General features: G+C 40.1%; 10 protein-coding genes. All 10 read left to right on the plus strand.

The features are described 5' to 3' along the window. The first annotated feature begins 5 nt into the window (after positions 1–5). The 10 genes from J8L85_RS14895 (at position 6) to J8L85_RS14940 (ending at position 15,098) form a co-directional block, all read left to right on the plus strand. Entirely contained in the window at positions 6–2,210 is a 2,205-nt protein-coding gene (locus J8L85_RS14895; protein WP_211018572.1) for a RelA/SpoT family protein, read from the plus strand. A gap of 49 nt (positions 2,211–2,259) precedes the next feature. Further along, positions 2,260–2,715: a transcriptional repressor gene (locus tag J8L85_RS14900; RefSeq protein WP_211018573.1), complete on the plus strand. Its 456-nt coding sequence runs from the start codon at positions 2,260–2,262 to the stop codon at positions 2,713–2,715. A gap of 18 nt (positions 2,716–2,733) precedes the next feature. Then, complete coding sequence (locus J8L85_RS14905; RefSeq protein ID WP_211018575.1) at positions 2,734–4,005, plus strand: adenylosuccinate synthase; 1,272 nt, start codon at positions 2,734–2,736, stop codon at positions 4,003–4,005. Between the two features lie 113 nt (positions 4,006–4,118). After that, positions 4,119–4,910: a DUF1080 domain-containing protein gene (locus J8L85_RS14910; RefSeq protein WP_211018577.1), complete on the plus strand. Its 792-nt coding sequence runs from the start codon at positions 4,119–4,121 to the stop codon at positions 4,908–4,910. Positions 4,911–4,920: 10 nt separating this feature from the next. Further along, positions 4,921–6,381, plus strand: coding sequence for a Gfo/Idh/MocA family oxidoreductase (locus tag J8L85_RS14915; protein ID WP_211018579.1), 1,461 nt, complete (start codon positions 4,921–4,923; stop codon positions 6,379–6,381). A gap of 82 nt (positions 6,382–6,463) precedes the next feature. After that, entirely contained in the window at positions 6,464–9,619 is a 3,156-nt protein-coding gene (locus tag J8L85_RS14920) for a PVC-type heme-binding CxxCH protein (protein ID WP_211018581.1), read from the plus strand. 19 nt (positions 9,620–9,638) lie between these two features. Continuing rightward, positions 9,639–10,637 (plus strand): ThuA domain-containing protein, encoded by a 999-nt coding sequence (locus J8L85_RS14925; RefSeq protein ID WP_211018582.1) that lies wholly within the window; start codon positions 9,639–9,641, stop codon positions 10,635–10,637. Between the two features lie 75 nt (positions 10,638–10,712). Beyond that, entirely contained in the window at positions 10,713–12,401 is a 1,689-nt protein-coding gene (locus J8L85_RS14930) for an OstA-like protein (protein WP_211018583.1), read from the plus strand. A gap of 14 nt (positions 12,402–12,415) precedes the next feature. Then, on the plus strand, positions 12,416–13,591 hold the full coding sequence (locus J8L85_RS14935) for an aspartate aminotransferase family protein (RefSeq protein WP_211018584.1): 1,176 nt from the start codon (positions 12,416–12,418) through the stop codon (positions 13,589–13,591). Between the two features lie 103 nt (positions 13,592–13,694). Further along, positions 13,695–15,098 carry a tetratricopeptide repeat protein gene (locus J8L85_RS14940; protein ID WP_211018585.1) on the plus strand — a complete coding sequence of 468 codons (1,404 nt, stop codon included), beginning with the start codon at positions 13,695–13,697 and terminating at the stop codon, positions 15,096–15,098. The last annotated feature ends 3 nt before the right edge of the window (positions 15,099–15,101 follow it).

The following is a 15,101-nucleotide window of genomic DNA, read 5'->3' on the forward strand; positions in this document are numbered from 1 at the left end:
CTAGTATGTTACAGACTGCAATAGAAAAAGAAAACAAACTTATCGCCAAGCAATACAAAGAGTTGCTTAGAATCAGCTACCAAACGTTGACAGAAGACGACAAGAAGCTGATAAGGAGTGCTTTTGAGGTTGCTGTAGATGCGCATAAAAATCAACGTAGAAAATCGGGTGAAGCCTACATTTTCCATCCAATCGCGGTAGCTAAGATCGTAGCTTCCGAAATAGGATTGGATGCCGTATCCATCGCCTCAGCACTTTTACACGATGTTGTAGAGGATACTGAATACACCTTGGACGATATAGACCGTATGTTCGGTGAAACCGTAGCACGTATCGTCGATGGACTCACGAAAATTTCGCACCTAAAGAAAGATATGAACATATCTCAACAGGCCGAAAATTTTAGAAAAATGTTGCTTACCCTTAATGACGACGTTAGGGTCATCATTATCAAAATTGCGGACCGTTATCACAATATGCTCACCATGGATTCTATGCCAGAGCATAAACAAGTGAAAATATCGTCTGAAACCCTGTACATCTATGCACCACTGGCCCATAGAATAGGACTTTATAACATTAAAACAGAATTAGAGGACCTAAGTTTAAAATATACCGAACCGGAAGTCTATAACGACATAAAGAGTAAAATTGAGGAAAGCAAAGAAGAGCAACAAGCCTATATAGATGCTTTCTCGGATGTTATAGACAACTCTCTAAAAAAAGAGGGGCTCCACTACACCATCAAAGGCCGCATGAAATCTATTTTCTCTATGCGGAGAAAAATGAAGGTACAAAATGTCGGCTTTGACGAGATATACGATAAGTTCGCTATCCGTATTATATATAAAAGCGATGCCAAGAACGAAAAGTTCTTAGCTTGGAAAATATATTCTATAGTTACGGATCACTTTACCCCAAACCCGGTTAGACTGCGAGATTGGATCTCTTCACCCAAATCTACTGGCTACGAAGCGCTTCATATAACCGTTATGGGCCCAAAGGGCAAGTGGGTAGAAGTGCAGATCAGAAGTGAGCGCATGCACGAAATTGCGGAAAAGGGGTATGCCGCCCATTTTAAATATAAGCACGGGGACCAAAAAGAACAAGGTATCGAAGTATGGCTCAACAAATTACAAGAAGCCTTGGAAAACTCGAATACCAACGCCGTAGATTTTGTTGAAGAGTTTAAATTAAATCTATATTCCAAAGAAATTTTCGTCTTTACTCCGAAAGGAGAACTAAAATCGCTGCCAAAAGGCGCTACGCCCCTGGATTTTTCTTTCAATATACATACAGAAGTAGGTATGAGGACAAGAGGTGCCAGGGTCAACGGAAAGCTGGTTCCCCTTAACACTACATTACATAGTGGAGATCAAGTAGAGATTATTACTTCCGATCAAGCCAAACCAAATCAGAATTGGTTGGATTATGCAACAACGGCGAGGGCCCGCGCAAAGATTAAATCAGTTCTTAGGGAAGAGAAAAAATCAGTTGCGGAAGACGGCAAAGAAATATTACGAAGAAAATTAAAATCGCAGAAGATAAACCTGAACGAGGATTCCATCAACAAGATGGTGAGCTACTTTAAGCTAAAAACCAGTTTAGACCTGTTCTATAGAGTGGGCATTGGCTCTATAGACAATCAAATGATAAAAGATTTTGCTTCTTCGTACAACAATGCGTTTATAAGCTTTTTCAAAAACAGGATCAGAAGAAACCCCGTTTCAGAAGATATCAACAAAGAAGAGATCACTTCTAAATATGATCTTTTGGTCTTTGGCAAAGAAGAAGAAAAATTAGATTACAAACTATCTCAATGTTGCAATCCAATACCCGGTGACGAAGTTTTTGGATTTGTAAGTGTTTCCGAAGGTATTAAAGTGCATAAAAAGAACTGTCCCAATGCAATTTCATTACAATCCAACTATGCCTATCGTATAATTAGTGCCAAATGGGTAGATTCTACACAAGAAGAATTTAAGGCCGATATTGAGCTAACCGGTATCGATAATCTTGGGTTGGTAAGTAATATAACCGAAATTATATCCAACAACATGCACGTGAACATGAGAAACCTAAACTTTAGTACCGATGGAGGAACTTTTACCGGTAGAATTACGGTGGTGGTCAAAAACAAGGGTATTTTAAAGAGGTTGATCGACAATCTAAAACAAATAAATGGCATCGACAAAGTCACAAGACTTTAGAATAGGAATTAAAATTTAACTGTACCTTTGTGCCTTAATATAGTTGTATATGGCTCCCAATAAAAATCAGGAAATCGTCAAAAACGTCTTTACTACTTTTTTGGAAGACAACGGACACAGGAAAACACCTGAGCGTTATGCTATACTTCAAGAAATTTATGATAGTGACGATCACTTCGACATAGAATCTCTCTACATAAAAATGAAGAATAAAAACTACCGTGTCAGTAGAGCAACCTTATACAACACTATAGAATTATTGTTGGATTGTAAATTGGTAAGAAAACATCAATTTGGCAAAAACCAAGCGCAATACGAAAAATCATATTTCGACCGTCAGCATGATCATGTTATCTTAACGGATACGGGAGAGGTAATGGAATTTTGCGACCCTAGGATCCAATCCATCAAAAAAACCATAGAAGAAGTATTCGATATAAAAATAAACACGCACTCGCTTTACTTTTATGGAGTTAAAAACAAAAAAGAAAACACAAGTAACTAATCAAGCAAGCATATTTAAATGGCAGTAGATTTATTATTGGGCCTACAATGGGGTGACGAAGGAAAAGGAAAAATCGTTGATGCACTTACAAAGAATTATGATATTATAGCACGTTTCCAAGGCGGCCCTAACGCCGGCCATACATTGGAATTTGATGGGATCAAACATGTACTACATACCATCCCCTCCGGTATTTTTCATAAAAAAGCCATCAATGTGGTAGGTAACGGTGTGGTTATCGACCCCGTTATCTTTAGAAAAGAATTGGATGCATTAAAGAAATTTGACCTCGACATCAAATCCATCCTATTAATTTCAAGAAAAGCTCATTTGATCCTGCCTACCCACCGCTTGTTGGATGCAGCTTCAGAAGCCTCAAAAGGAAAAGCGAAAATCGGTTCTACACTAAAAGGAATAGGACCTACCTATATGGACAAAACCGGAAGAAACGGTATGCGCGTAGGTGATCTGGAACTAGACGATTGGAAAGAGAAATACAGAAACCTCGCCAACAAGCACGAAGCCATGATCAGCTTTTACGATGTGGATATACAATATGACCTGGCAGAATTAGAGGCCGATTTCTTTGAAGCTATCGAAGAGCTCAAAAAACTTACTTTTATAGATAGTGAGGAATACCTGTACCAAGCACAGAAATCAGGTAAAAAAATATTGGCGGAAGGCGCCCAAGGTTCATTATTGGATATAGATTTTGGAACCTACCCATTTGTAACCTCATCGAATACCACTGCAGCAGGCGCCTGTACAGGTCTAGGGGTTGCCCCAAATCAGATCGGGGAAGTGAAAGGTATCTTTAAAGCGTATACCACACGTGTTGGTAGCGGCCCTTTCCCTACAGAACTGTTTGACGAGGATGGTGCTACGATGGGCCGTGTAGGTAACGAGTTCGGTGCTACCACAGGTAGGCCAAGAAGATGCGGATGGTTGGATCTAGTAGCTTTAAAATATGCCGTTAGGGTAAATGGCGTTACCGAATTAATGATGATGAAAGGTGATGTACTAAGTGGATTCAAAAAATTAAAAGTGTGTACTGCATATAATTATAAAGGCGAAAAAATTGAACATCTTCCCTTTAATATAGAAGCTGACAACGTAACCCCTATATTTACAGAAATGGATGGATGGGAAGAAGATTTGACCAAAATGGACAAATTCGACCAATTACCGACAGGCATGGTAAAGTATATTGAGTTTATAGAGAAAGAACTTGAGGTTCCTATTAAAATAGTTTCTGTCGGACCGGACAGAACACAGACTATTTACAGGTAATAAAAAACACCATAGCATACTACTTTAAGGATAGGGGTATCGACAAAAGTTGATACCCCTATCCTTTTTTTTATTAAATTACAGAACCAAACCAAAAACCAATACAACCCACCATGAGATATCTTACGTTTCTCCTTCTTGTTCTGCTTATAAATCAATCTTGCAAAACGGATAAAAAAGTAGAAAAAGACACAGTTGCCCCGCAAGAAACCCCTAACAACGAAGAATGGATCATCTTATTCGACGGCACAAGCACAGAAGGCTGGCGTGCCTATAATGGAGAAGAACTACCACCAGGCTGGATAGCAAAAAACGGGGAGCTTACTTTTGACACCGAATTGGGCCTTGAACAAAATTATACCGGCGGTAAAGACATCATCTACGGTGCAGAAGAATTCGAGAATTTTGAACTTTATTTGGAATGGAAACTTCCAAAAGGAGGAAATAGCGGAATTTTCTACCACCTAAAAGAAGGATATGACGGACCTCCAGAAGTAGCACCGGAATACCAATTGATCGACGACGAAAATTACGCAAGTATCCATGACCTTGTCGCCTACAATAAAAGTTTAGGTTATACGGAAAACCCCGAAGAGCTTAAGCCCTTACAACAAACGGCTTCTGATTACGCCATGCACCCGGCCGATGCCAGCAAGAAAATTTTACATCCTGTCGGAGAATGGAACACTACCAAAATTGTATTTACTCCCGAAAAGGTAGAGCACTGGCTAAACGGGCAAATGGTCTTATCTTTTGTACCGTGGTCTGAAGATTGGTACGAAAGAAAAAATTCGGATAAATGGAAAAACAGTGAAGACTACGGTAAATTCAAGTCTGGCTACATAGGCTTTCAAGACCACTCTAGCCCAATCTGGTTTCGAAATATTAAAATCAAAAAACTATAATTCATAATTCATGAAAAAAAGAGAATTCTTAAAAAAATCGGCTTTATTGGCATCCTCGACCGCTATTATGCCCACTGTACTATTATCCTGTAAAGACGAAAAGAAAGTAACGGCAACACCTCAAAAACGTCTCCGAACGGCACATATAGGTGTCGGCAATATGGGAGGTGAGGATTTGAGAGACATCTCTTCACATGCAAAAGTAGATGTAACGGCATTGTGTGATGTTGACTCCAATAATTTGGCGGCAGCAAAAAAATTACATCCGAATGCAAAAACATATACCGATTATAGGGTAATGCTTAATGAGATCGGAGATGAAATCGATGCCGTAATCGTATCTACCCCAGATCATACACACGCCCCAGCTTCTATGATGGCCATGAATATGAGCAAACCTGTCTATTGCCAAAAACCTTTAACACACTATGTTTCAGAAGCGAGAGCTATGAAAAAGCTGGCGGAAGAAAAGGGCTTGGTCACACAAATGGGCATACAAGTACATTCTTTTTATGATTATAAACTAGCCACATTATTAATACAATCGGGCATTATAGGCAAGGTACACACGGTACATGCATGGTCTCCAAAAAATTGGGGTTATGACGGTCCTGTCCCTGAAGGCGAAGACCCAGTACCAGAAACCCTAGATTGGAACCTGTGGTTGGGCACATCGGCCGAAAGACCTTATAAAGAAGGTGTTTACCATCCCGGTAATTGGAGAAAATTGGTAGACTACGGTTGCGGTACCTTAGGAGACATGGGTGTACACATCTTCGATACCCCGTACAATGCCTTAAATCTAGATGTTCCCAGAACCATCAAAAACGAATGTAGGGAACCCAACGGATTCGGATTTCCAGAGAAAAACATCGTAACCTATGAATTTCCCGGTACCGAACACACAGCAGAAACATTAAAATGGATCTGGTACGATGGCCCCGGAGCACCAGAAATGCACGAGGACCTGATACTACCCAATGCTACAGACAGTTCATCAAATAAAGACGCTTCACAAAATAATGACGAATCTGTAGAGGATAAAATTTCTTTGGACGCCAAAATTGCGGGACAAGGAGAATTACCCGAACAAGGAGCCATGTTCGTTGGAGAAAAAGGGAGATTATTGCTACCTCACTTTATGCAATTACCACAAAAAATAGTGGATGGAAAATATGTGGACATATCTGCCGAAATTGCAGAAGTGGAAAAAGCAAACAATATGGGCAAACCAATTAGGGATTATGCATCTGAGGGGCCCAAACATTATCATCAATTTGTAGATGCCTGTTTGGGCGAAGGCGAAACCAGTGCTCCTTTCTCATACGCATCAAGACTTACGGAAACCATACTTTTAGGAGTTATTGCCGGTAGGTTTCCTAACAAAACCCTTCATTGGGACAGTGCCAATGCCAAATTTTCAGAAGAGGAAGCCAACGCATTCTTAGAAGGCAATTATAGGGATTTCTAAAAAAAAGCCCCGTTTTATCATAAAAAAGCCACCTTTTGGTGGTTTTTTTATGATTATATTTAAGAGCCAATTTATTCTAACAATGAATACAAAAAAACCGACCCTCTATTTTTTACTGTCACTTTCATCTCTTTTTTTATTCTTCGCCTGTGCCGAACCAAAAGACCCCTTGGTCAACATCAAACCTAACAGCAGCATTGTTTTACTGGGTAACAACCTAGGATCAAGAATGCAGAATTATGGTTTTTTTGAAACTGAAATGCACCTTAGGTTTCCTGACGATTCGCTCAAAATCAGAAATATGTGCGATGGTGGCAACACCCCCGGATTTAGGCCGCACTCGGCGCGTAATTCTCCTTGGGCATTTCCGGGAGCAGAAAAATTTCAGACCGAACTTGCACAAACTTCCGGTAGTGAAGGCTTTTTTCCTTCTCCCGATGAATGGTTAACACAATTAAAGGCAGATATCGTTATTGCCTTCTTTGGCTTTAACGAATCTTTTGAAGGTCCAAACGGTTTAGAAAATTTCAAAAATGAACTAGCCGCCTTTATACGGCATACCAAAAATCAAAAATACAATGGTTCGGAAAGTCCCGACCTAGTGGTGGTCTCCCCTATCGCATTTGAAGACCTTTCCGATAAAATGGACCTGCCCAACGGCATTGAGGAAAACAAGAATTTAAAGTTGTACACCGAGGGCATGAAAAAGGTCTGCAAGACCAACAATATCACCTTTATAGATGTTTTTACACCAAGTTTAAGTTGGTTTGAAGATGATACCGACCATACCATAGATGGCTCTCAGTTAAACAAAGAAGGTTATAAAAAATTAGCCACGTACATAGCGGACCACTTAAGTGGAAACACCGCGATAAAACACTCGAAGAAAAGAGATGTCGTAAATAAAATGGTAAACGACAAAAACTTTTATTGGCACTACGATTATAAATTTCCGAACGGGGTTCATGCTTATGGGCGAAGGTATGATCCTTACGGTCCGGACAACTACCCCTATGAAATTCAGAAAGTAAGGGAATTGACCGCAATTAGGGATACTGCCATCTGGTCTATATTACAAGACAAAGATTATGATGTTTCAAAAGCGGACGGAAGAACCGCCTCTTTACCTGAAGTTGAAACCAATTATAATTTAGGGGACGAAGGTGAAATAGTCTCCTATAAATATGGAAAGGAAGCGGAACAAACCTTAACGGTCCCCAAAGGATACAAAGTAACGCTCTTTGCCTCCGAAAAAGAATTTCCCGATTTGGCGAATCCTGCTCAAATTTCCTTTGACAACAAAGGTAGGCTATGGGTAGCGACCCTACCCTCTTACCCCCATTATAGACCCGGAGATGCAAAACCCAATGACAAGCTGATTATTTTAGAGGACACCGATAAAGACGGTAAAGCGGACAAACAAACTGTTTTCGCAGATAGCTTACACCTTCCTATAGGCTTTGAGTTTGCCCCCGAAGGGGTTTACCTAAGCCAAGGAACCAATCTTAAACTTTTAACCGATACCGATGGTGATGATAAGGTTGATAAAACAGAAATTATTTTAAGCGGTTTTGACGACCATGACACCCACCATGCCATTTCCGCTTTTTGTGCAGATGCTTCCGGAGCCTTTTATATGTCAGAAGGTGTTTTTCTCCACACTAACGTAGAAACACCCTATGGTCCTGTAAGAGCTACCAATGGCGGGTTTTACAGGTACAACCCTCAGCGCAAAAAACTGGATAGAGCCGTACAAGTGAGTATTCCCAACCCCTGGGGCATTGCTTTTGATGAATGGGGACAAGACTTTTTTCTTCACACTTCCGGACCTACCGTGAACTGGATGATGCCCAGCACACTTAAGCCGATCTATGGTATTACCTCTCCCCTGACCGAAGACCTAATAGAAGAGGCGCACCGGGTAAGGCCTACTTCTGGATTAGAATTTGTTTCCAGCAGACATTTTCCCGATGAAATACAAGGAGACATGCTTCTTGCCAACTCCATAGGCTTCTTAGGTATAAAACAACATCAAGTATCGGAGAACGGAACAGGTTATACCACCAAGCATAGACAAGACTTAATAAGTAGTACCGATAAGAACTTTAGACCCGTAGAAATGGAATTTGCCCCAGATGGGTCTCTCTATCTAGTAGATTGGCACAACGTACTGATCGGCCATATGCAACATAATGCCCGAGATCCTTTACGCGATCATGCGCATGGCCGTATTTACAGGATCACGTATCCGTCCAGACCTTTGGTCACACCTGCTAAAATCGATGGTGCCACTATTGAAGAACTATTAGAGAATCTTACACTACCAGAATACAGAACACGATATAGGACCAGAAGAGAATTAAGAGGCAGAAATGCCGATGATGTGCTTAAGAAACTAAAGACATGGGTAGGCAATCTAGATAAAGAAGACCCAAAGTATGAGCACCACAGACTAGAAGCTTTGTGGGTTACCTGGGGCCTGAACCAAGTAGACCAAAACCTTCTAGAAGTCCTATTGCAATCAGAAGACCACAGGGTAAGAGCTGCCTCGGTAAGGGTTTTAAGATATATGGGGCATCAATTGAACAATTCGTTGGCGCTTCTAAAAAAGGCTGCCGGAGATTCGCATGGCCGTGTTCGCCTAGAGGCCATCACGGCCGCTTCATGGCTACCAAAAAAAGAAGGTTTGGCCGTATTGGAAGTAGCTAAAACACATCCTTTGGACAAATGGATGAAAGACTCTTTCAGCTTTGCCGAGACCAGACTTACAGGTAATTTTTTAAGTAACGACGATGAGGAAGCGATCGTATCGCACCTAAAGGGAGACGACTTGGAAATTTTCAAAAAAGGAAAAAAAATATACGAAACAGAAGGATACTGTATTACTTGCCACCAAGAAAGCGGAACAGGCCTACAACAGGCCGGTTACCCTACCCTTGTAAACCAACAATGGGTTACCGGTGATGAAGAGCGTTTAATAAAACTTGTACTTCACGGACTTTATGGCCCTATGGATGTCATGGGCAACCATTACGAAGGGCAAGTACCCATGATGGCCTTTAAGGGGTTGCTCAAAGATGATGAAATAGCTGCCGTACTTACGTATGTTAGAAACTCATTTGGCAATAAAGCATCGGTCATAGACCCTAAAAAAGTAAAAGAAGTAAGGGCCGCCACAAAAGAAAGGAAAGATTTCTATACCCCTAGCGATTTACTGAAAGAACACCCCATGAAATAATATTATTAAAGATCTTACAATGAAATCGATCATTACAAAAAACCATTTTCCATATCTTTTAATGCTATGCATGGTGATATCCTCATGTGGAGAAGAAAAAAAAGAAAGCAAAAACACCCCTAGCGAAAACGAAAAACAACTCCATATCGTTTTTGTAACTGGGGATGAAGAATACAGGTCGGAAGAATCTATGCCCATGCTCGCCAGTTTGGCAAAAAGAGAGTTAAATGCCAAGGTTACCGTATGTTATGCCTTGGATAGTTTAGGTTTTATAGACCCAAACAGAACGGATCATATTTCCGATTTAAAAGCACTGGAATCTGCAGACCTCATGGTACTCTTTACCAGGTTTAGAAACCTGCCAAAAGAAGAACTAAAATATATTACAGACTACGTGGAATCGGGAAAACCTATTGTTGGTTTTAGAACGGCGACCCATGCCTTTATGTATAAAAACGATACCACCTTGGCAAAAACCTATAACAACAAATGGCCGACAAAAGTATTCGGCCAACAATGGATAACGCATCACGGACATTTTGACGACGGCAAATTACCGGTAACAGAAATATCAGCAATAGACACCAATAACGTAATTTTAAGAGGTTTTTCTCCCTTCAAGGCATATTCTTGGCTATACCATGTAGATGGTGGCGACTGGAAATTATACGGAGATTCCACTCCTTTTCTTCAAGGCCGCTCATTAAAATCGCAACATGAAATCGATGGAAAACTAGATAAATATCCTTTGACAAACCCGGTGGCATGGACGAAGAGCTACACTGGGCAAAGTGGCAAAAAAGCAAGGGTATTCTTTACGACCCTTGGGCATCCGTACGACTTTAAAATACCTCAAGTACGCACAATAGCACTGAACGGCATCTTTTGGGCCTTGGGAAAAGAAGACAACATTCCCGATAATGGTGTCAATATAACATTGGACACCCCCTATGAACCAAACAATTCGGGTTTTGGAAAATTATATAAATTGAGCCAAAAACCACGCCCCGTTCATTAAGGATTGCTAAAAGAATGCTAATCATATCATCCCCTGATTTAAAATATCCTATTTTTGAAAAAAAAATAATAAATCTTGCATCGTACTGTTTTAGGAGCTATACTTCTTCTTTTTACTTCATCTGTTTTCAGTCAAGAGAAACCTGAAGAACCTAAACAAATAAACATTGTTTACGGGGCCAACTTTACCAAAAATGAAACCGAATATCCGGGAGCATCCATATTTAGTAAAGATGAGAGACAAGTCCAGTTTGAACATCAAGGTGCCGATCTATGGTGCGATGTTGCCATCTACTTCCAAAAAGAAAACAGGTTAGAGGCCATTGGCAATGTCTTATTAAAGCAAGGGGACTCTATAGAAATGACCGCCAAGAAAATTAATTATCAAGGCGATATCAAATTGGCCAAAGCTTGGGGAGACGTGGTACTTACAAACGCCGATATGACCCTTAAAACGGATACCTTGCGTTTTGACAGAATAAAACAAGAGGCCTATTACCAAGACAACGGTACGGTCATAGATTCTGCCAACACCCTTACCAGTAAGATAGGAAGGTATTTCATGGAACTAAAAAAATATCAATTTTTGGATAGTGTACACATCCAAAATCCTGAATACATATTGGACTCTGAACAGTTAGATTATTACACCACTTCAAAAAATGCCTACATGTACGGGCCATCTACCATTGTCGGGGACACTTATAAAATATACTGCGAAAGAGGGTTTTACGATACAAAAATAGAAAGTGGTTACGGTATCAAAAACACGAAAATAAATTACAACAACCGTATTGTAGAAGGCGATAGTGTATATTTTAACAAAGCACGCGAATTTGCCTCTGCCACCAATAATATTACCGTTACCGACACTATTAACAATGGAATTATACGTGCACATTATGCAGAAGTGCATAAAGCCAAAGATTCTGTGTTTGCAACAAAAAGAGCCGTTTCCATCTTGGTTCAAGAGCAAGAGCAAGATTCGCTTTACGTTCATGGCGATACGCTAATGGTTACCGGCAAACCGGACGAGCGTATTACAAGAGCCTTTAGAAATGCCAAATTCTTCAAAAAAGACCTAAGCGGAAAATGCGATTCCATTCATTCCGAAGAAAAAACGGGCATCACCCAATTGATAAAGAACCCGATTATTTGGAACGGTGCCAATCAGATGACTGGTGACAGTATTCACCTCATCACCAATCTCAAAACAGAAAAATTAGATTCCTTAAAAGTATTGCAAAATGCCTTTATCATCTCGTTGGACAGTATTGGAAAAAAGGGGTATAACCAGGCCAAAGGCATAAATCTCTATGGTAAATTTATCGATAACGAACTAAAGATCATAGACCTTGTTCAAAACACCGAAGTTGTTTATTATATGTATAACGATGATGATGAACTAATAGGAATAGACAAGACCGTTTGTAGCGCCATAAGAATTACCATGGAAAACAATGATGTGGAAGACCTTACATTTTTCATAAATCCCGATGGAACCATCTACCCAGAAAAAGAATTACCTGAAAATAGCCGAATCTTAAAAGGATTTGTATGGCGGGGAGATGAACGTATCCTCACCAAAGACGATATTTTTGATGAGGACGACAACAATATAGTGCTTCCGGTGATACGTGGAATAAACAATCCAATAGATATCGATGCCGAAGAAGCCGAACGGAGCCAGAACGAAAATGACCCTATAAACAATATTCCGAATAGTAAGGCCACGGATCCCCGGCCTAAAAAATCTTCGAACTAAATATCAATAATTTCGTGAAGGATGATTTCTTAAAATACCAGGCCCAAACTTCACTACACCCGTTGGGGATGGAAGTCTCACATGCCAAAGGCAGTTATATTTATGACACAGAAGGAAACGCCCACCTGGATTTTGTTGCAGGTGTTTCGGCCTGTAGCCTAGGTCATTGTCACCCAAAAGTGGTGAATGCCATAAAAGAACAGGTCGAAAAATATATGCATGTGATGGTCTATGGGGAGTATGCCCAATCACCGGCCACCGAATATGTAAAACTTTTGGCCCACAACCTGCCCGAAGGGCTAGATGTAACCTATTTGGTAAACTCGGGCACCGAAGCCATGGAAGGCGCCATAAAATTGGCCAGGCGTTATACGGGCCGATCTAGAATCGTGGCAGCAAAAAACGCCTATCACGGTAACACTATGGGTAGCTTAAGCCTTATGGACTATGAAGAGCGAAAAGGAGCCTTTAGGCCTTTGATTCCCGATGTACACCATATCAACTTCAACTCTTTCGAAGACTTGGAAATGATCACCGATAAAACTGCTTGCGTAGTGTTAGAAACCATACAAGGTGGTGCCGGATTTATACTACCGAAAAAAGAATATTTAAACAAGGTCAGTGAACGCTGCAAGCAGGTAGGCGCTTTGTTGATATTAGACGAGATCCAGCCCGGTTTCGGCAGAACAGGCAAATTATTCGCCTTTGAGCATTTTAACTGTATTCCAGATATAATGGTCATTGGAAAAGGCATGGCCTCTGGAATGCCGGTCGGGGCATTTACCTCTAGCAAAAAGATAATGCGGACCCTTAGTGAGAATCCAAAAATGGGCCACATTACCACATTTGGTGGCAACCCGGTCATTGCCGCGGCAAGCTTGGCGACCCTGAACGTGTTGCTGCATTCCTCGATTATGGAAGAAACTATCGAGAAAGAAGCGCTCTTCAGAAAAAAACTTGTTCACCCTAAAATAAAAGAGATTCGCGGTAAGGGGCTCATGCTGGCACTCATATTGCAAACTCCGGAAATGGCCAATGAACTGATTCTGAAGGCAAAAGAGGAAAAGCTAATTTTATTCTGGCTTTTGTTCGAGCAAAAAGCAGTTAGAATATCGCCGCCATTAACCATTTCCGAAGAAGAAATAATGGCTGGTTGTGATATTATATTACGTCTTTTAGATAAGCCGTAGCAATATTTTGTTAACTAATTTGTTAATAATATAGCGTCAAAGTCTACCTTTGACCCCATACAAAAGATTACTTTTAAATCCATAGTTTAAACAGAATGTTCCTATGGCGTTAGAATCTAACGAAAGACCTGACAAGCCAATTACCAAATTTGAATCCATGCTCAAGACAGACGATGTCTATTTCTTTGATGCGGAGGATTTCGAGGATATTATTCACCATTATTTAAATAACGGTAAAATCTCCTTGGCAAAAAAAGGTATAAAAATTGGACTTCAACAACACCCTGCTTCCATTGAATTAAAATTGCTGCAGGTAGAGGTAATGGTTTTTGAAAATAACCTTGAAAGTGCCGAGGAATTATTGGACGAATTGCAGTTGTTGGATGCGCACAATGAAGAAATATACATTCAGCGCGCAAATATCTACTCTAAGAAAGACAACCATGAGGCCGCTGTGGCACTTCTTCAAAAAGCATTGGATATATCTACCAATTCTTTTGATATCTTTTCGCTGCTAGGTATGGAATATCTTTTTATGGACGATTTTAAATCGGCCAAAAAAAGTTTTATGCGGTGTGTAGAGTTCGACAATCAAGATTATTCCTCATTATATAATGTTATTTACTGTTTTGAATTTTTAGAGGATTATGATGGGGCCATAGCCTACCTAAACGAATACTTGGAGAAAAACCCCTACTGCCAAGTTGCTTGGCACCAGCTGGGCAAACAGTACTATGAAAAAGAAATGTTTCAAGAAGCATTGACAGCTTTTGATTTTGCGGTTATTTCCGACGATACCTTTATCGGCGCTTATTTTGAAAAAGGAAAAGTGTTGGAAAAATTAGGTAGATATGAAGAAGCTATAGAAAATTATGAAACGACCATAACCATTGAGGACCCCACCTCACACGCCTTTTTAAGAATCGGCAAATGCTATGAGAAGTTAAAAAACAAAGAAATGGCCAAGTACTATTTCTATCAGACGGTACATGAAGACCCTTTGCTAGATAAAGGTTGGCTGGCCATTACAAATTTTTATTACAACGATAAAAATTATTCGAAAGCACTGTACTATATAAACAAAGCACTGAATATCGATGGTGAGAATCCTTTGTATTGGAAAAAATGCGCCAATATAAATTTTGCCCTAAAAAATTATGACCAAGCAGACTTCGCCTTTAAACAAGTAGTGGACCTAGGAAACTATGAATTGGACACTTGGCTAAAGTGGGCAGATGTGGCACATATCAATGGAGACACCTATGCTGCGGTACAGATACTTTCACAGGGAAAAGAATTTTACCCCAATAACTTAAAGATTATCTATAAGACCGTAGGTTTTTACCTTATTTTACAGGATTTTATAAATGCCAGAATCAGTTTAATGGACGCCCTTAAACTTGATAAAAAGCAAAAACAAATACATTTTTTCTTCAATCAATTTCCCGAATTCAGTAATTCCGATTGGATTAATACTATTTTAGCGAGCTATAAAAAAGCTTCTTGACGT

Origin of the sequence: Maribacter sp. MMG018 (genome assembly GCF_018100785.1) — a bacterium.
Taxonomy (GTDB): Bacteria; Bacteroidota; Bacteroidia; order Flavobacteriales; family Flavobacteriaceae; genus Maribacter.

What these genes read in the sequence shown, in the direction of transcription:
- J8L85_RS14895 (WP_211018572.1), top strand. Translation starts at nt 6, where the DNA reads ATGTTACAGACTGCAATAGAAAAAGAAAACAAACTTATCGCCAAGCAA.
- J8L85_RS14900 (WP_211018573.1), top strand. Translation starts at nt 2,260, where the DNA reads ATGGCTCCCAATAAAAATCAGGAAATCGTCAAAAACGTCTTTACTACT.
- J8L85_RS14905 (WP_211018575.1), top strand. Translation starts at nt 2,734, where the DNA reads ATGGCAGTAGATTTATTATTGGGCCTACAATGGGGTGACGAAGGAAAA.
- J8L85_RS14910 (WP_211018577.1), top strand. Translation starts at nt 4,119, where the DNA reads ATGAGATATCTTACGTTTCTCCTTCTTGTTCTGCTTATAAATCAATCT.
- J8L85_RS14915 (WP_211018579.1), top strand. Translation starts at nt 4,921, where the DNA reads ATGAAAAAAAGAGAATTCTTAAAAAAATCGGCTTTATTGGCATCCTCG.
- J8L85_RS14920 (WP_211018581.1), top strand. Translation starts at nt 6,464, where the DNA reads ATGAATACAAAAAAACCGACCCTCTATTTTTTACTGTCACTTTCATCT.
- J8L85_RS14925 (WP_211018582.1), top strand. Translation starts at nt 9,639, where the DNA reads ATGAAATCGATCATTACAAAAAACCATTTTCCATATCTTTTAATGCTA.
- J8L85_RS14940 (WP_211018585.1), top strand. Translation starts at nt 13,695, where the DNA reads ATGGCGTTAGAATCTAACGAAAGACCTGACAAGCCAATTACCAAATTT.